Genomic DNA, 17,959 nt, shown 5'->3' on the forward strand with positions numbered 1-17,959 from the left:
AATGATACACTTTCGACAATACGTACATTGCGAAGAACATTTATAACAAAAATGAGTAGCAAAAAAATGTTGGTCTTGATTACCACAACGAAAACATTGATAACGTGTTTTGACTTTTTGAACTGCTTGAATGATTTGACTTGTTGGAGGGAGATCTTGAGGGCTAAATGTGGGACTGAGTTGGTGTTTTCTACCTAAGAATTCGTCCATTTTTTACCTACTTTCTTTAAATGATTTTTTGGAGAAAAAACAAAAAGACCCCCATGTTTATAGGCATCTTATATCCTTTTCATCATTATATTCATCAATTAATTACTTCACTGAATTAATCGAAGTAGCAAGTGACGACTTAAGATAATTGTAACGACAAAGTTCCTTCATCGCGCATATAACACTTTAAAACTTTATGTCAGAAAATCAGATAATTTGTGTCTTTATAAACACTTTCTTCCATACTCTCACCAATAAAAAAAGCCCCTAATCAAAGGAGCTTCTACTCAAACAATATACCAACCCAATCCTAAAGCACCATCACCGAGATGCGTTCCTATGACTGGGCCAAAATATGAAATTTCCATTTCAGCATTCGGATATGCTTCTCCGAGTTGTTGGGCTAATTTTTTGGCATCTTCTTCACGGTTGGAGTGAATAACAACTGCCTTCATTTTTTCACCTTTTGATGCAACTTCACCGAATAAGTCTGTAATTCGCTTCATTGCTTTTTTTTCAGTTCTTATTTTTTCAAAAGCTACGATCTTTTTGTCTACGAATGTTAGGATTGGTTTTACTTGTAGTAAACTTCCTACAAATGCTTGTGCACTTGATAGTCTTCCACCGCGTTGTAGGTGATCTAGATCATAAACCATGAAGTAGGCATTTGCTGATTTTTTTATTTCGTCTAAACGAGCGACGATTTCAGAAGGTCTTGCACCATCTTTGGCCATTTTCGCAGCTTCAATAACATAATATCCTTGGACCATACAGCTAATTTCTGAATCATATGCTACTACCTCTAAGTTATCAAACATTGATCCAGCTGTAACCATACTTTGATATGTTCCACTTATTCCAGATGATAATGTGATCGCAACTACTGCGTCATATTCCTTTGCTAACTGTTCAAATTTATCAATAATCGTGCCATAAGCAGGCTGTGATGTTTTTGGTAGGTCCTTTTGTTCTCGAACCTTAATAAAAAATTGTTCAGCTGTTATTTCAATTTCCTCTTGATAGGATGCATCTCCGAAAATTACATTAAGTGGCAGCATATGTATATCTAAAGAATCCCTTAATTCCTGAACGATATAGGATGTACTGTCTGTAACAATTGCAGTTCTCATTGTCATATCCTTTCTTACAAATAGTAACGTTTAACTATGTATTTAATAATTTAATTTTACACAACAAACTTAGTAAAATCATTGAATTTTATTCTCTATACTCTGAGGCAATTCGACAATTCCTTTAGAGTTAGAAAGAACTATTATACTTAAAAGCCTATGCGTTGAAAAGCATAACCGAGTAATTAAGGCTTCTTTCCAAACGATTTCTAACTGAAAGATGTGGTCTTAGTGCGCCCCTCATTCTGCCAAAAAATAAAAATAGAGTATCATATTGATACTCTATTTTTTCAGATTATTTCACTTCTACCCAAGCATTACGTATAGCCGTTACAACAGCATGAGTACGGTCATTTACTTCTAGTTTTTGTAAAATATTACTTACATGATTTTTTACAGTTTTTTCACTAATGAAAAGCGCTTCACCAATTGCACGGTTACTTTTGCCGTCTGCTAACATTTGGAGTACTTCACATTCTCTTCTTGTCAGTAAATGTAGCGGACGACGCACTTCTACTTCGCGAGATTTAAATAATTGTTCTTTTAATGATAATCGTCTAAATTCTTCTACTAGATTATGAGTAATCTTAGGATGTAAATAGCATCCGCCTTTTGTGACTACCTTAATTGCTTCAATCAAAGTATCTGAGTCCATTTCTTTTAATAAATAGCCTCTTGCTCCTACTTTTAGAACATGAGTTACATATGATTCATCATCGTGAATAGACAAAATGATAACTTTAGCATCAGGATATTTTTCTAGCAGTGCCTTTGTAGCCGTTACTCCGTTCATATTTGGCATGTTGATATCGACAATTAATACATCTACTTGATGTTGATCCATGATACCCACAACTTCTGTACCGTCTGAACCTTCAGCAACAACATCAAAACTTTCTTCAAAATCTAGGATTCTCTTAATTCCTTCTCGAAACAGTTTATGATCATCTACAATTGCAATTCTAGTTTTCATTCCATTACTCCTCTGCCATTATTCTAGTTTGCCTATCTATCGAAATTTGTAGAAATTGGTATTTTTTTCTAAATTATAGTATATTTTAGCATAATTTATTGATAATTTCGACGTAATTATCCAAAAACATGAAACAAAATTTTATTTTTTAAAATTTTCAGACGTTTGTTTTTATATTTCCAATTCTACTTCATTCTCAGTTTTTATTTCTAAATCTATTTGAATAGTTGTACCAACATTTATGATTGATTCGATTTTGAAATGACCATTTAACAATTCAACACGCTCTTTCATACCTGTTAATCCAAATGAATTTTCACTTTGCCTTAATTCAACAGGAAATCCTACTCCGTCATCCTTAATCAAGAGATTAATTTTATTTCTAAAAAATTCTATTTTGACAAAAATCGTTGAAGGATTGGCATGCTTACAAGCATTTTGAACTGCCTCTTGAATCAATCTAAAAATAGCAACTTCTATTTTTGAATTTAAACTTCTATTCTCGTACCCATAATTCTCAAATTTTATTTCAATATGGTTATGATACTCAAGCGACTTAAAATATTTATTTAGTGCTGAAACTAGACCCAAATCTTCTAATGCCATCGGACGTAAATCATAAATAATCCTTCTTACTTCCCCTAGTGCATTGCGGACCTGTTCCTTCATATCACTAAGTTCTTTCCTAGCATCTTCTTGCGGTCTTTGACGATAAGTTTTAATTAAAAAATCTGAACGCATTAATATACTCGCTAACGTTTGAGCAGGCCCATCATGAATTTCGCGGGATAATTTTAAACGTTCTTCTTCCTTAGCATGCAATACTTGCAATCCGAATTGTTGCCTCTGTTTTGTATCCTCAAGTAAATGACTAACTTGCTCAAAGTCTGTATTAAGATAGTTTAAAACAATTGAAATACGGGAAATGATTAATTCGGCTCTTTGCAGTTTTTCAAGCAAAGTCTGAAGTTTACATTCTAATTCTTTTCTTTTATGGATTAGAACTTTTTCTTCTTTTAATGAAAGAAGAAAATCTTCCTGTATATTTTGGGCTATATAATATGCAGCCTTTATTTCGGAATTAGTATACTTCATGTAGTTTTGATCTACTTCCGTTAACCTTTGTTTTGCCGTTCTCGCTAATAAATCTAATCTAGCTGTATTTTCAATCTTCTCTACTACTTGAACTTTTACTTCTTCAAGCTCTACTCTTAAATTCTCATATTCAGAGCGAGTATCTTCAACAATTCCGAACACGTGGGACTTACTATCTATAACAGAAGAGAGCATATTATCCATTATTTCGTCTAGTGTCTGATTGTCCATTTTCCTAGCTGTCATTCACCTTTTCCTCCATTAGCCTATTACTATATGACTAATTATTTTATGTATATTTAATATTATAATGTAATTAGGATTATAATTGTACAAAAATTTAAAATAAGCAAAAATTTTTATATTTTCCGATTCTATACTAATAACACCGGCATTTATTGTTATTTTATTATAAATTTTAAAAAATACATACCGTTATATGACATCATTAACACAATGTTAACAAGTATTACAAGTATATTACGTTAGACCCAAAAAAAAAGCTGATTCCTCTAAAAGAATCAGCTTTTTGACTATTTATTGACTGGTACTATTCTCATTTCCAGATCCTTGATCCGGATTAGACGTACCCTTTGCAGGTGGTTTATCTAAACCTAGGTGTACACGGAACTTGCTAGAAATATCTTGTACACTTTGTTCTTCAGGAACATAGTAGTAAATCTTGTTGATTGTAGCATCATGACCTTCTAATTTTAATGTTTCTAAATCAGTTGGAGAGATGTTTGGTAAATGCTTCGCAAGCGAAATACCGCCACTCAATTTCATATTCGTGCTAACGTTTTTACTAAATACCTTCGCATATTCATCCATCTTCATAATTGTTTCCGGTGATTTAATTTCAGCTAATATCGACTTAATTACTTGTTGCTGTCTTTCTTCACGTCCAAAATCACCTCTTGGATCACGTTTACGCATACGCGCATACGCTAATGCCTGTTGGCCATTTAAATGCATCATACCTTTTGTAAAGTAAACCTTTTTCCTTGGGTGGGTATCAGTATTTTCCCAGAAGTCAAATGGTACATCAACATCAATTCCACCAACTGCATCAACAATATTTTTAAAGCCATTAAAATCCACTGTAACGTAGTAATCAATTGGTACATTTAAGAAATTTTCAACAGTATCAACTGTTAATTGTAAACCACCATATGCGTATGCATGATTTATTTTAGTTTTTTCTGCGTGACCTGGAATATCTACATATGTATCACGAGGAATACTCATTGTTTTTATTGTTTCTTTTTTCGGATTAAAGGTAGCCAAAATCATCGAGTCAGTTCGTCCGCCTTTACCACCAGTCGCATAGTTTTCAATCCCTAAGAAGAGAATAGAAATTGGATCTTTCGAAATTGCAACTTTTTCATTTCTTAGATTTGACGAAATATCCTCACCTTTTGTTGCTTTATTTAATTCAAGATATGTTCTAACACCTTTATATCCTACAAAAATTAAGGCAATTATTATCACTAGTAATAATACTCTACCAATAACACTTCTCTTTTTCTTTTTTCTTTTCTTGGCCATTTTTCGAGAATGATCCTGATTCTGTTTCTGATTCATATGTTCGAAGAGACCTCCTTTAAAGTTAGTATGATTTTTCTATATAAAATTAGTCAAAAATTTTACAATTTCAAACAGCTTGACTACTACATGTATTTAACAATACTTTCATTTATCTGGCAACTTCCATTTGTTAACTCAATTATCCAGCTTTTGAAACTGTCAACTTCATTAACTTTTATCCAAAGTTCAAAGCTTACTTCATCTAAATGGATAACATTTTCTAAATGATAATGCGAATTACGTAATGCGAACTCAACTTTACCTAATAATTTGTAATTAATTTTTATATTCATTACTTTAACTAAAGAACGTTCAACAATCCCAACAGCATTTAAACCTTCACTAACTGCTTGTCCATAAGCGCGAATTAGCCCACCTGCACCAAGTTTTTTTCCACCAAAGTATCTTGTAACTACAACAACCGTATCTTTTAATCCTCGCTTTTTTAAAACCTCTAGCATTGGTACTCCAGCAGTACCACTCGGTTCACCGTCATCATTAGCCTTTTGGATTTCATCATTTTCACCGATTAAATAAGCAGAGCAATTATGAGAAGCATCAAAATGCTTTTTTTTAATTTCAGAAATGAATTGTTGCGCATCGCCTTCAGTTTTTGCTTCTTTTATATAACAAATAAATTTCGATTTTTCGATCTCAATCTCATGACTGCCATAGCCACGAACAGTGAAATAACTCGCTAGCATTTAACACCTAACCTTTCGACTAAACTATTAAAATTTCGACTCACTTCCATATATTACTACAATTATTCATTCCAATCCTTAAAAAACACTAATATTCTTCAAAAGTAAGTATTTACTGACAAGTTTAGATGCAGTAACATTAATAATAAGGATATATTTACACCTATGATGGATATTAAGAATAGTCCAAAAGAAATTGAAGAAAGCTCTGCTAATCTTTTTAAATTTTCATCACTTTAACTTGATCGCTTTTACACTAATTTAATGAAATCATTCGATTCACTTCAAATTTAACTTAATTTTGATATTTACTACACATCCAAGTAGCAAGTACAAACCCTCTATAAAAATCATTGATTTAAACAAACGATTGCATCAAGAAATTTCCGCATAAAAGAACATAATAGAAAACAATTAAATAAAAAATTCCACTTCACCGTATGAGCAGTCCAAACACCAACTGTTTTTTAAAATTTACTTTACTCCATATTTGAGTCATTTAGCTTTTTTGTTTAAATACACTACTGTTTTTTCTAAAGAAGAAGTTAATACTAATTGATGAGAAAAATATAAGAATCATCTTTACTAAGCAGTAATAAGCTTAATAATGCCGGTAATTAAAAATGTACTTGAAGGTGAGCGGTAAGTTTAAAAAATTTTTGCATCCCTTCCATTAAGAAGCGTCACTCCACTTAGAATATTTACTAAAACCCAATAATCCAATTTAGCTATCATTAGAAAAGATCTGCTGCAAAACAAATGTCTCTATAAAGTACGAAAAGCTTAAACAAATATGGTAAGGGAGTTGATGTTAATCAGGAAGGAGAAAGTTTTGCAATTGGAGAAGTACATAAATTATATAAAGTACAAACACACTAAATTAATTTTAAAATTATTTTGAAAAAGTGCTTTTCAAAACGAGGTATTTTTCTACTGACTTTATGCTAAAATAATAATACCTAAAAAGTCGACCTGGAGTTGATTATTTACTAATTAATGTAATTCCGATTAATAAATCATTCTTGTACACACTATAAGTGTAAGGTACCCTTTTTATGTACAGTAATAAGCTTGTAACATAAAATTAATTTGATTTTTTTCTATGAACATTTATAATTGTTATGATGTTATAAAACGTAAACGTTATACATTAGGACATGTTGCAATGCACTTGCAAGAATGGGCCTAAATTATAAACTGGGGTGTTTAAATGGCCTTACAGAATACTCAACAAAAGGTTGAAAGCCGATATTCTATTCAACAATTTGAGTCATTAAAAAAGAAAAGTATTTTTTATTCATTTATAAAAAGAACGATGGACATAGTCTTTGCGTTGTTCGCATTTGTCATTTCTTTACCATTTGTTTTGTTCTTTATTGCATTAATTAAAATTGATTCTCCTGGACCAGCTCTTTTTATACAGGAACGAGTTGGATTAAACGGTAAAATTTTTAATATATACAAGTTAAGAACAATGCGTATGGATGCAGAGGTAAATGGACCACAATGGGCTAGTACAGATGATCCTCGAATTACAAAGCTTGGTCACTTCCTGCGAAAAACTCGTATCGATGAATTGCCACAGTTCGTCAATGTACTACGTGGTGATATGAGCCTCGTTGGACCGAGACCAGAAAGAGCATTTTTTTTAGTAAAATTTAATCATGAAGTACCAGGCTTTACTAATCGATTAACCGTGAAACCTGGATTAACTGGTTGGGCACAAGTGAATGGTGGATATGAATTATCACCTAAAGAAAAATTAGTTTTGGATTTACATTATATTGAACATCAGTCAATTGTATTAGACATTCGAATAATGTTTAAAACAATAAAAGTTGTCTTAACTGGTGAAGGTGCTCGTTAAATAATATAAGACAAGTCCAAAGTACTACTTGAACGAAAAAAATCGAAGAAATTAAACTACGGCCTTTTCTCAATTGAGGAAAGGCCGTTTAATTTTCTTCAGAAAATACGCAAAAGCCCTAAAGGCGAAACTATGTCGAATTTTTCTTCCAGTTGCAAATTTATCCCCTATTAATGTACAAAATATTTTAAATTTCGAAAATTACCCACATTTTCAAAAACTTATTAACAATTTGTGGATAACCTTCTATACTTATCCACATATCAATTGTTTATAAATTAACAACTAATACAAAGAAATATGAGGATACGACAAAATTCTTCTAAAATGAAAAATCTTCTTGTCGATAAGATTGAATTTTACTCACAAGTTATCCACATATTAGAATAAATTTTCAACATTTTAAAACTTCTATATGTTGATAAGTAGGGCAATTATAAATTATCAGTAAAAAAAGGATGCTCCCAAAAAATTACTTTGGAACATCCTCGTTATTATGATCATTTTACAACTTTAATTGTACGCACACTCTTATTTCCCGACTTATCAACAGCATAAACTTTTAAACTAGTATTCGCACTTTGTGCTTTTATCGACACAGAAAATCTACCACTAGAATTAACTGTAGCGTGACCGATTAAAGTACTACCTCTGTAAATCTTTACTGTTGCATATTTCTCAGCACTACCAGTCACAGTTCTTGATTTAGTTGTTACCTTATTAACCGTCGGCACAGCTGGAGCTGTTTTATCTAACACTTTTAACGACTTATTCGCACTTACATTTCCAGCCTTATCAGTAGCAGTTACAATAACTGTAGCTCCACTTTTTTGCTTTGATATTGTAAATTTGTAGCTTTTATTCGAAGCAGCTGTTGTGCTTTTTTGATACTTGCCACTAATATATAGTCTAACTGTAGAACCAGCTTCTGCTGTCCCAGTTATAGTAGTTGAATGATCAGTGATCGTATTCATTGAAGGTGTTGAAGGTTTTGTTTTATCAATTGTAAAGTTGATCGTTGTTGTATTACTTTCTTCATCCTTCACAACTAAAGTATATTTGCCTTCTTTACTAACTGTTTGACCATTCTTAAATCCAGCGCTATTTAATGTTGCTATTCCTTCATTAAATGTAATTTTTACATCTTTATTGTAAGCAATATTATTTTTCACACCAATGACAATTGGAGCTATATTTTTTTTAGCAATATATGCAGAAGAAATATAGCCTGTTGTTTTTCCATCGGTTGATTTAACCGGGAACCATACAAAATGATTTGAACTGCTATTAGGTTCTGTGTATTGAAAATCTCCATTTATAACAAACTCTTTATTTAAAGATTGAGCCGTACTAGACGATGAAGTATTTGGTTGAGTCCTTAATCTTGCACCTTCTATCGTTACTTTGACGATGTCACCTTTTTTCAAGAAATACGGAGACTCATGCAATCCATTTGATATTACATATACTAATTTATTAAACTTAATACTCACACTTGAATTAGAATCATAAGTAAAATCATCATATGCAAATGGAAATTGAGCAAGCTTTGTACTACTTAAAAAGCTTTGTTCTTCGATAATTTTAAATACTTCATCTTGATAAGTATCCAGATTTCTTGAGCCATCATTCCGTTTAATAGGACTATTTACAGGCATCGTACCGTTATAGGCCATAACAGGAAAATACCAATTTTCAATTATTCCTCTTCCGGCATCCTTTATCTTCGGAAGTGCCGATAACCCGTACTTCTGATCTAAAATATTAACACCAGTTTCGATATTATAAACAATGTCACTTTTTAATCTTTCAGGATCACCAACAGAATCAGTCACCTGCATAATACCGATTCCATTATCTGAAGTAACAATTGGTTCACCTTTATCGTCAAATTGTTTCCAAGAAGACTCTTGCATTGCGATTGATTTTACAACTTCAGGTGGAATATTCTTATTTAATGCAGCATTTGTTAATAGACAATTAATTTGTTGATTAGATGGATTTACTTTTTGTTTAATATCGCCGCATTTCGCTGACCAGTCCGTTGCCGCTGATACTTTCCCGCCGAGTAAACCTATGGAAAGCGACGTCAATAAACCGACTTTTAATATCGTTGATTTCAAAATTTAACTCCTCCCCAATCCTCATAAATAATTTTCTATCTATCATTGTAACATACAATCATATTATTCTTTTAAATTGCTAATTAATGAAACTAGTAAAAAAAAGTGACTTAGAAAACTAAGCCACTTCTGATTATTTTAATTCTTGTTTCACATAACTTGAAGAAACCCAACCATAGCTACCGTTTTCTAATTGGATTTTATACCATTTTTTTGTGCTATCCATTGTTAAAGTTCCATCAGTATTTGTAACGATACTTACGTATTTATTAAGGGGTAATACCGCAATTATATTGTTTTCGGCTGTTGTTGCAGATGAGCGAATGTTTACATCACCTGTTATTCTCCCTAAATTTTTAACAGATAAGGTTTGAGTATAAGTATTAAACTTGATACTGCTTGTCCAATAAACGTTTCCATCTATCGATAATTTCACCCAATAATCATTTGTTTTTTCAAGTAAAAGGAAAGCTGTTCCTGCAGTAATTGATTTTACTTTAGTCGCATCCCCCTTTGCATTGTATAGATCAATGTTTCCTTTTGCAACTGCTTGGATATTAACTGGGAATACATCGCTTCCAACCGGAGTAGGTGGGTTTCCAGGAATCACAGTATTTGGCTGAGCTTTATCATAGTATGCTTTATCAAACGGAAGTATTTTTTGCATATGCTGTGCAATCAATTTACCCCAGTTTGGATCAGTTGCATAATAGAAATTCATCCCTTCGCTTGCCGCATCAATCCTTTTATTACTCATATCCTTCGTACTAAAACCAAGATACGGTCCATTATACTTCCAGTTAGTTGGATTTAAGTATGTCGATTTAATTGATCGAGCAATATACTCTACATTTTCTTGTACACTCATAAATTTATATGATGCCACGAATGGAGTTATATCATATGAACCAAAACCAAATAGATTATTTTTTCCTAATGAAATTTGAGAAGTACCAAAACCACTTTCATGTATAGCATGAGCTGCTAAATAAAGTGCATTTACACCATATTTTTTTCCAGCATCTACAAATAACTGCCCTTGTCCAGTCAGAATACTTTTAGCACCACTTTTCACATTACTAGCAACATAATTATTGATTTGTGCTGCTGTGACAGGCGATGGTGTACGCAGATCGATAAATTGATAGCTATCTCTTGATGTCATTGGGTCTCCTGTTTTTACTTGCTCGATATATGAACCAGAGACGTATCCTGTTTTACCATTATAGCTAACCTTGTACCAATTGTTTGACGCTTTATCAGTTGCGATTAAAACGATGTTAACCGGTACAACCGTAAGCAATGAAGATGAAGCATCATACGTTTGGCGTAAATTCAAATCCGATGTCGTAATATAAGTCGTATCCGTTATATCAGTCACTGTTACTTTATTAGTATCATCAACTAAAGGGGTCTCATATTTACCAAAATCAGTTACTTTTACATATCCAGGCGTACCTTTATAAGTTACACTATACCAATTGCCAATTTTTTTATTTATTGAAATAACTGTATCCTTTGGTATTTGAGTAACTTGTTTAGAAGCATCCCCGAATGATTCAAACAGATAAGTTGAGTTAAGCGCTTTATAATTCGTTGCAGTAAATGTCGTGAAGCTACTTGCAGTTACATCTTCGCTCTTAACGTAAAGGTTTTGTCCATTGTAATTAACTCGGTACCATATCTTGCCTGCTACATCTGTTGCTTTTTGAGTCGAAGCAAAACCATTGTCTCCATTTACTGTTGCAACTACAGGTTTTGCAGGATCTGGAGTTGCGTATAAATTCGTAACCGATTTTGTAAAATAATATGCAGTACTTGTCGTTTCGTATTTTATCTCATTGACCTTTGAAAAATTATTAATGTAAACATAACCCGTTTTTCCATTAAGAGTAACGTAATACCAATTACCAATTCGCTTAGTTGATGAAATGATCGTACCACTTGGAATACTTGTTAAAACTTTAGATGAAATACCATATGTTTGATACAAACTTGTACTCTTAATTGCCTTATATTTTGTTTGAGCAAACGTGGCAACTACGCTTTTTGTAACATCTGCACTATTTACATATAATGTTTTACCATTATAACTGACGCGGAACCAAGTTTTACCGACACTGTTAACTACGTTTTGAGAACTGCTAAATCCATTGTTAGCAACTACAGTGTATACTGCTGCCTTTTTTGTATCAGCTGTTGGATATAGCTTGGTAGTTTTATTTGTAAAATAATAAGCAGTACTTTGAGCATTGTATTTATAATATTCTTTTAAATAAGTACCACTTACCCAGCCAGTTTTTGAGCTATAAGTCACTTTGTACCAATTACCATTTCTTTGTGTAGCTGTAATTATTTTTCCTTTTGGAATCGTCAAAAGTGTTTTATAAGTTGTACCTGCACCCTGTCTCAAATTAAGATTTGCAGTTGTTTGATATTTCGTTTTAATATTTACGACTGCTGCACTCGCTTTTGATACTTCCATGCCAATATTAGGACAGGAAATACTGGTGGTTCCAACTAAAATACCCGTTGATACCAAAATTGCTCTTCCCATTTTTTTCATTTAGCTAACTTCCCTCTCCACTTTTTCCATTAAATAACATTATAAGTTTCTTAATCTAGTAAAATAAAAGTAATAATTTCAAAAAAATTTAACAAAAAAGAAACACTAAACTTAATTATAAGTCAAAAAATGTAAAAATTTGAATTGTTTTTACAAGAATTATATCGGTAATAATAGGAAATTGTTTTGTTTTATCGAAACGAAAACTATTTTGTAATTGAATTGACACATTTCTAAAAAAAAAGTTAAAAAGTCCATAAAGAAGAAATTTATCTCTTCTTTATGGACTATGGATTTCCTACTATATTATGTTTTAGTGGCACTAAAATCTCGAAATACTTTGCTTTCTTCATTACCTTTTCACTATATGTGAAATCACCATAACAATATGGATATCTAAAATTTTTCTTATTATTGTTACATGTATAAAGCTCGGGATTCGTATCCACCATCGATAGAGAGTAAGTTTTAGCAAGTTGCTTAGTATGTTTACCACCATGCATTTTTACAAAGTTAATATAAGCAATCCCCATATTATAACTTTGAATTATAGTGGCTAAATCAACACCTTGCTTCTTACCGTAGGAATATACGTCTTTAAAATGAGCTACTCCTTGTTGAACACTCTTCGAAGTATCTTGAATACTATCCTTAGCAAGTCCAAGTGATTCTGAAGCCTGCATTGGATCTTTACCCTTCCCCTTTGTTTCCTGCATCATTAGTCCTAGAAGTAGGGGAGTGTATTCTTCTAGATTAGCGGTCTTCAATTCGGTATAAACTTGAGATTCATACTTCAAAACGCCCTGGAAATAGTAGCGATATATGGCAAATAAACCTACAACTGCCATAAGAAGTGTAAATAAAAGAAGTCTTTTAATAAATTTCAACATTTCTATTCTTTTTCATTACCTCCTAACATTTCTGCCTTAATCCATTATATCGAATATTCATATTTAAAAAAGCAATGTCATAAAACTACATATATTTGACATTAAAATGTGAAAAAAGAAATAATTTTTATAATCAAAGCTTAATAATTTTCGTATCTAACTACTACTTAAAGTTAGTAAATATGAACTGATAAAGCAAATTTTCACCTAAACAATTTAACATATCAAAAAAGAGTCCAGGTTAGTTTTGGACTCTTTTTCAATATCTAGACAAGATACAAAAAACTTGATTTCAGACTGATTGCAAGCGCTTGTCTTTCGAGGCGCGAAGCCTGGTGAGGAGCGGAGTTACCCTAGGCGGTAATGAGCACCGCAGACAGGTGAAGCAACGAAGAAAGCGAGCGTTTGTCAACAGTCTGAGAGTCCAGGTTAGTTTTGGACTCTTTCAAAATTTCCTACTTTATTTCTTTTATTTTTACGATACTGTCCATTTTCAACTCATCATTTTCCCTTGAGAAATGATAAGTAATTTCGAAAGATTTCTTTTTAGCTTCACCATGTTTATCTGTTATCTCATATGTTTCATTTGTCGTAATGATCATACCTGAATCATCTTGTTTTGAATTTTTCATTGCAAAGCTAACAAGCTTTTGAGTAGTATCCTTCTTCTTAATTTTATCTTGGTATTCCTTTGATTCTAAAAAGGCTTGGCCATTTTGATTAAATAATCCGTTGATTAATTGTATTTCTTCTAAGTCAGATGAAGGCTTTGGACTTGGTAAATATTTGTCAAAGAACCGTTTAAGACCTGCAAAGAAACCATCCTTTTCATCTGTCTGATCAGGATTTTCAATTGACGTATCGAACAGTAAATCTACAAATTTACCGGTTACCGGGATATCATCAGTTTTATATACTTTGCCATCCTTTTCAACTTCAGCGTGAACGACCGTTTGACCATTTAATAAAAACGGACCAACTTGTTCTAAATCACTAATTTTTTCCCCTGTATCTTTTCCATTTACAAATAATTCAGCATCTGGTTCATTTGAATAAATTTGCACATAACTAACATTAAAAGTTAATTCTTGAGTCAATTTATTCTTGGTAGCGGCTGAAAAATCTAGATCGACCGAATCCTTGACATCACTATATGAACCTTTATAAGAAACAGCTAATGTATATTTTCCAGGTAAAATATTACGATATGTTTTTTCGTATTGACCTATTTTCAACTTTGAATCTTGATTAACTAACTTTAACTCGACTTCATCTATAGGTGAAGAAACCTCTAATTCAAATGGTTCGACTTTTATTGAATACGTTTGGTAAATGCCTAAAAATTTACTACCTTTTTTAATTGAAATCACGTGGTTACCACGATCATCTACTAATTGGCTGTTAATGACTTTATTTTTCTGTACCATATCACCGACTTCATCTACTAAATCAGTGCTATTCATGTAATCCATAAATGCAATCACTGAATCTTCATCCAAAGATGCTGTAGTACCACCTTTTTGTAACAAATGAGTAACTTCTTTATAGTTATTATCAGACACTGCTTTTTCAAAAGACTTTACTAATCTGTTAGGTGAATTTAAGTAACTAAAAGTCAAATGTGTAATTACTATAGCGATAATGGGTAATAAAATAAACAGCCATTTTCTTTTAATATTAGGTATTCGTTTGTTTCTCATTGATCGTATACCTGCTCTTGATAAAGAATTTTTTTCCCTCAATTGAGTTTTCATTTATTGTTAACTTCCCCTTAAACTTTCATTTTATATGTTTTTGGCTTTTGATTTTTTAAATTGTCGTACTATTTTAGAAAATAAATAAACTAAATTCTATCATACTATTTTTTATTTACTCGGTAAAAAGAAATTTTTATGACAGTTCCAATCTTAGATTAAACTAACTTGCTTTATTTATCCTTACAATCATCATATTTACTTAATAAACTTATAGCAATCAGACATTGAGGCTTTCATTTTGAGGTCATTAACCGAAAGAAACGCTTTATTTTATATTGTTGAAACTAAAGGGGGAGGTACTCTACCTTTTGAAACTTCACAAGGAGGAAAAAGAGTAAAAAGGGATGGATTAAAAGAATAGACAAAAACTGCCTGGAAAATCTTTAGTGATTTTCCCTTTGGTCCTGCCATTCTTTAATCCACCCCATAAGAATATTGTATTAATTTAGAGTTATAGCCAAGAAATTAGTTTTCGCTCAAACAAATCTATAACTATTCTTTCGATTTAATTAAATTTAAATTATACTTTTCCACATCACTTAGAGCACCATTATATGCTGGATTAGGACTATACCATGATTTTGAAGTGAAATAAATCGTCAAGTCACTCGATTGAAATACAAAACCATGTCTTGCATAAATTTCATTTCTCGCTAATCGTAACTCACTTGAAGTTAATTTACTTAAATCTTCATTTGTTAATTTTCTAAGATTGCTATCTGGAATAATATAACCTTTTAATTTATTCTCATCTTTAGCTGCGTTTGTTTTTTTAGAAGCAGTTTTTTTAGCAACATCCACAGATTTTGTTTCAGTTTTCTTTTCTTTCTTTGTAACTTTTTTCGTCTCTTTATTGGCTACAGCTCTTGTAGCTTCATTATTCGGATGCATATTTCCTTCATTCATTATTTTCGGATAAACATAAAAAATTGCTGTGGCTACGATTACTAGCACTCCAGCTATTAGAAACATTAATGGAAAATAACGATTATTTCCATCTACCTTTTTTTCGTTATTTTTAACTTTTCGATGTTCTGATCGACTTTCAACTTTGTTTTCCGTCTCATAAGCCAAACCTTTTCACTCCTCTAATACAGTATAAAATAGTAGGTTCATCATATTATCTAACCTATTTGCTAAAAACCAATTATTTTAATAGAAGTTTAATATGTAATTAATACAATTGAAAAGACCGTTAAATTAAGGTATTGAATTTAAGCTCTTAAAAATTATATTATTATCCAATTAAAAAACCCCTAGCTCCTCAAATGGAATTAGGGATAATAAAATTCTACTATAGTTATTGTATATTTACACTAATATATTTACCGCCTCTTGTTCCAACAATGACTTGTTGTCCGACTACAATTGGTGATGCTTCAATATTGGCACCTAAATTAACCTTATTTACTATTTTTCCACTACCATTGATTAAGTACAAGTTTCCAACCGAGTCACCTTGAATTAAATAGGCCTTTTTATCCTTTGTATATACTGCTACTGTTGATGACCATCCGTAGTTTGGTAATTCTAGACGCCATTTCTCTTTACCCGTAGCGGTATCATAACTAATTAGAAGCCCACCACTAATTGTTTTATATCTTGAAATATTAAAAATTACTTGCCCTTTTAATGATCCAGTTCCAACAATTGGAGTTGCAAGTAATCCACCGTTAACGGGGTGATCACCCTTTATTGAATAACCTGGTATCTTTTTCTCCCAAACTACTTTTCCGGTCAAACCATTTAACTTTTGCAAACGGGCGTAGCCTTTTGTACCTTGCTTATCGATTTCAGAACCAGTATATAAAAACGGCGTACCATTAGAATTCTCAATAACAATTGAAGCATCAGTATCATCATAAGCATTATTTGCCCATATAGGTTTTTTCTTTATTATATCTAACGCTTGGATGCCACCACCATTATCAGCAAAATAAGCTATATTTTTAAATACCGCTACTGAATTTTCAATACCTTGATAAGAATTATTTTTAAGTTTATAACGATATTTTGAAATCGCTGGTGAAATTTTTATCTTTTTAGCCTTTGGATCATATTTTGTATTTAGTTTTATGAAATAAACTAATCCGTTTTCTCCTCCAACTAACATTGCATCGTCATTTCGATTAAATAATGCAGAGCCATCAAAAGCGCCCCACCCTCGGTAAGAGTATGAATCAATTCCCGGAATAAATGCCAATTGAGAACCATCAATTAAACTAAAGATTCTCATTCCTATTTTTCCAGTTTGAGGAATGCCTTGACCTACATATAAAAGGGGATAGCCTCGTGGGTCTAGAGCTACACTGCCCTTAATTGGATTTTGAATATTTATTGGCTTTCTTGTTTGCTTTCCTGTAGCCAAGTCTAAAAAATAAACCCTTCCATCTAAGGAACCGTAAACTACTTCTTTAAAGTTTTTCTTTGTTTTATATTGAGAATATAAGTTCATAATTTTTTGTTCTTGTGGCTTCCATTCTATTACACTAGGTTGACCCGTCCATCCTGATCCCCCACCCCACCCAGATGAGGACGATGTTTGAAAAGACCAGCCTTTTACTAACTTTTGTTTTGAAACTACCGTCGTTCCCATTGAAGCATTATTTCGGAACGGTCCACCTCGAAAGCTAAGTATTCCATTAACAGCTTGATACTGCTCTGGAAAAGGCTTAGTAAAAACTTTTGTTTTATTACTGAAACTATAAGATAAATTTTTACTGCTAGTAAGTGGGTTCAGTTGCAGTGGTTCCCATTTATTTAATTGATTTGTTGCAGTTTTTTGAAGTGCTTGGTCACTAATCTGTTGATTTGTTGCAGCTATTACTTCATTAGATTTTAATAACCTTAGCTTCTGTTCAGAGTCCTTATGTTTCAACGATGGTGAACTAAATATACCAGCTAATAGAATTGCAGCAGAAAAGATTACACCGATCCTTGTCTTCAATTAAGCCCTCTCCCTCATATCTTAGTAAACTATTTATATGAAACTACTAAGATTATATAGAATAGGAAGTAAGTACGTTGTCATATTTTGAAATTTTATAGTTATTTTCA

12 protein-coding genes are annotated in these 17,959 nt (G+C 32.0%); 1 reads left to right on the forward strand and 11 read right to left on the reverse strand.

The window, feature by feature from the left end:
* Positions 1-497: 497 nt before the first annotated feature.
* The 5 genes from CN692_RS09055 to CN692_RS09075 all read right to left on the reverse strand — a co-directional run bounded on the left by CN692_RS09055 (position 498) and on the right by CN692_RS09075 (position 5,699).
* The gene (locus CN692_RS09055) at positions 498-1,340 is read right to left on the reverse strand and encodes a DegV family protein (RefSeq protein WP_098118827.1); all 843 of its coding nucleotides are present in this window, start codon (positions 1,338-1,340) and stop codon (positions 498-500) included.
* A 295-nt stretch (positions 1,341-1,635) separates the two neighbouring features.
* Positions 1,636-2,313, reverse strand: coding sequence for a response regulator (locus CN692_RS09060; RefSeq protein WP_098118828.1), 678 nt, complete (start codon positions 2,311-2,313; stop codon positions 1,636-1,638).
* Positions 2,314-2,484: 171 nt separating this feature from the next.
* Complete coding sequence (locus tag CN692_RS09065) at positions 2,485-3,654, reverse strand: sensor histidine kinase (RefSeq protein ID WP_098118829.1); 1,170 nt, start codon at positions 3,652-3,654, stop codon at positions 2,485-2,487.
* 291 nt (positions 3,655-3,945) lie between these two features.
* Positions 3,946-4,992 carry an LCP family protein gene (locus tag CN692_RS09070; RefSeq protein ID WP_098118830.1) on the reverse strand — a complete coding sequence of 349 codons (1,047 nt, stop codon included), beginning with the start codon at positions 4,990-4,992 and terminating at the stop codon, positions 3,946-3,948.
* A gap of 86 nt (positions 4,993-5,078) precedes the next feature.
* The gene (locus CN692_RS09075) at positions 5,079-5,699 is read right to left on the reverse strand and encodes a YigZ family protein (protein ID WP_098118831.1); all 621 of its coding nucleotides are present in this window, start codon (positions 5,697-5,699) and stop codon (positions 5,079-5,081) included.
* 1,210 nt (positions 5,700-6,909) lie between these two features.
* On the opposite strand from CN692_RS09075, the gene CN692_RS09080 reads away from it, so the two are divergent.
* Positions 6,910-7,566, forward strand: a complete 657-nt coding sequence (locus CN692_RS09080; protein ID WP_098118832.1) for a sugar transferase — start codon at positions 6,910-6,912, stop codon at positions 7,564-7,566.
* Between the two features lie 500 nt (positions 7,567-8,066).
* On the opposite strand, the gene CN692_RS09085 is transcribed toward CN692_RS09080, so the two are convergent.
* From CN692_RS09085 to CN692_RS09110, 6 genes are all read right to left on the reverse strand, one after another.
* On the reverse strand, positions 8,067-9,689 hold the full coding sequence (locus CN692_RS09085) for an Ig-like domain-containing protein (RefSeq protein WP_098118833.1): 1,623 nt from the start codon (positions 9,687-9,689) through the stop codon (positions 8,067-8,069).
* A 133-nt stretch (positions 9,690-9,822) separates the two neighbouring features.
* On the reverse strand, positions 9,823-12,255 hold the full coding sequence (locus tag CN692_RS09090; protein ID WP_098118834.1) for an SH3 domain-containing protein: 2,433 nt from the start codon (positions 12,253-12,255) through the stop codon (positions 9,823-9,825).
* Positions 12,256-12,542: 287 nt separating this feature from the next.
* Positions 12,543-13,145, reverse strand: a complete 603-nt coding sequence (locus CN692_RS09095; RefSeq protein WP_098118835.1) for a lysozyme family protein — start codon at positions 13,143-13,145, stop codon at positions 12,543-12,545.
* 455 nt (positions 13,146-13,600) lie between these two features.
* The gene (locus tag CN692_RS09100) at positions 13,601-14,899 is read right to left on the reverse strand and encodes a TcaA 3rd/4th domain-containing protein (protein ID WP_098118836.1); all 1,299 of its coding nucleotides are present in this window, start codon (positions 14,897-14,899) and stop codon (positions 13,601-13,603) included.
* A gap of 495 nt (positions 14,900-15,394) precedes the next feature.
* Complete coding sequence (locus CN692_RS09105; protein WP_257143997.1) at positions 15,395-15,976, reverse strand: YARHG domain-containing protein; 582 nt, start codon at positions 15,974-15,976, stop codon at positions 15,395-15,397.
* A gap of 226 nt (positions 15,977-16,202) precedes the next feature.
* A complete protein-coding gene (locus tag CN692_RS09110; RefSeq protein WP_098118837.1) occupies positions 16,203-17,849 on the reverse strand; it encodes an outer membrane protein assembly factor BamB family protein in 1,647 nt (548 codons plus the stop codon).
* Positions 17,850-17,959: the final 110 nt, after the last annotated feature.

Origin of the sequence: Bacillus sp. AFS002410 (assembly GCF_002556365.1) — a bacterium.
GTDB lineage: Bacteria > Bacillota > Bacilli > Bacillales > Bacillaceae_G > Gottfriedia.

What these genes read in the sequence shown, in the direction of transcription:
- CN692_RS09065 (WP_098118829.1), bottom strand. Translation starts at nt 3,654, where the DNA reads ATGACAGCTAGGAAAATGGACAATCAGACACTAGACGAAATAATGGAT.
- CN692_RS09090 (WP_098118834.1), bottom strand. Translation starts at nt 12,255, where the DNA reads ATGAAAAAAATGGGAAGAGCAATTTTGGTATCAACGGGTATTTTAGTT.
- CN692_RS09100 (WP_098118836.1), bottom strand. Translation starts at nt 14,899, where the DNA reads ATGAAAACTCAATTGAGGGAAAAAAATTCTTTATCAAGAGCAGGTATA.
- CN692_RS09055 (WP_098118827.1), bottom strand. Translation starts at nt 1,340, where the DNA reads ATGAGAACTGCAATTGTTACAGACAGTACATCCTATATCGTTCAGGAA.
- CN692_RS09075 (WP_098118831.1), bottom strand. Translation starts at nt 5,699, where the DNA reads ATGCTAGCGAGTTATTTCACTGTTCGTGGCTATGGCAGTCATGAGATT.
- CN692_RS09060 (WP_098118828.1), bottom strand. Translation starts at nt 2,313, where the DNA reads ATGAAAACTAGAATTGCAATTGTAGATGATCATAAACTGTTTCGAGAA.
- CN692_RS09080 (WP_098118832.1), top strand. Translation starts at nt 6,910, where the DNA reads ATGGCCTTACAGAATACTCAACAAAAGGTTGAAAGCCGATATTCTATT.
- CN692_RS09070 (WP_098118830.1), bottom strand. Translation starts at nt 4,992, where the DNA reads ATGAATCAGAAACAGAATCAGGATCATTCTCGAAAAATGGCCAAGAAA.
- CN692_RS09095 (WP_098118835.1), bottom strand. Translation starts at nt 13,145, where the DNA reads ATGTTGAAATTTATTAAAAGACTTCTTTTATTTACACTTCTTATGGCA.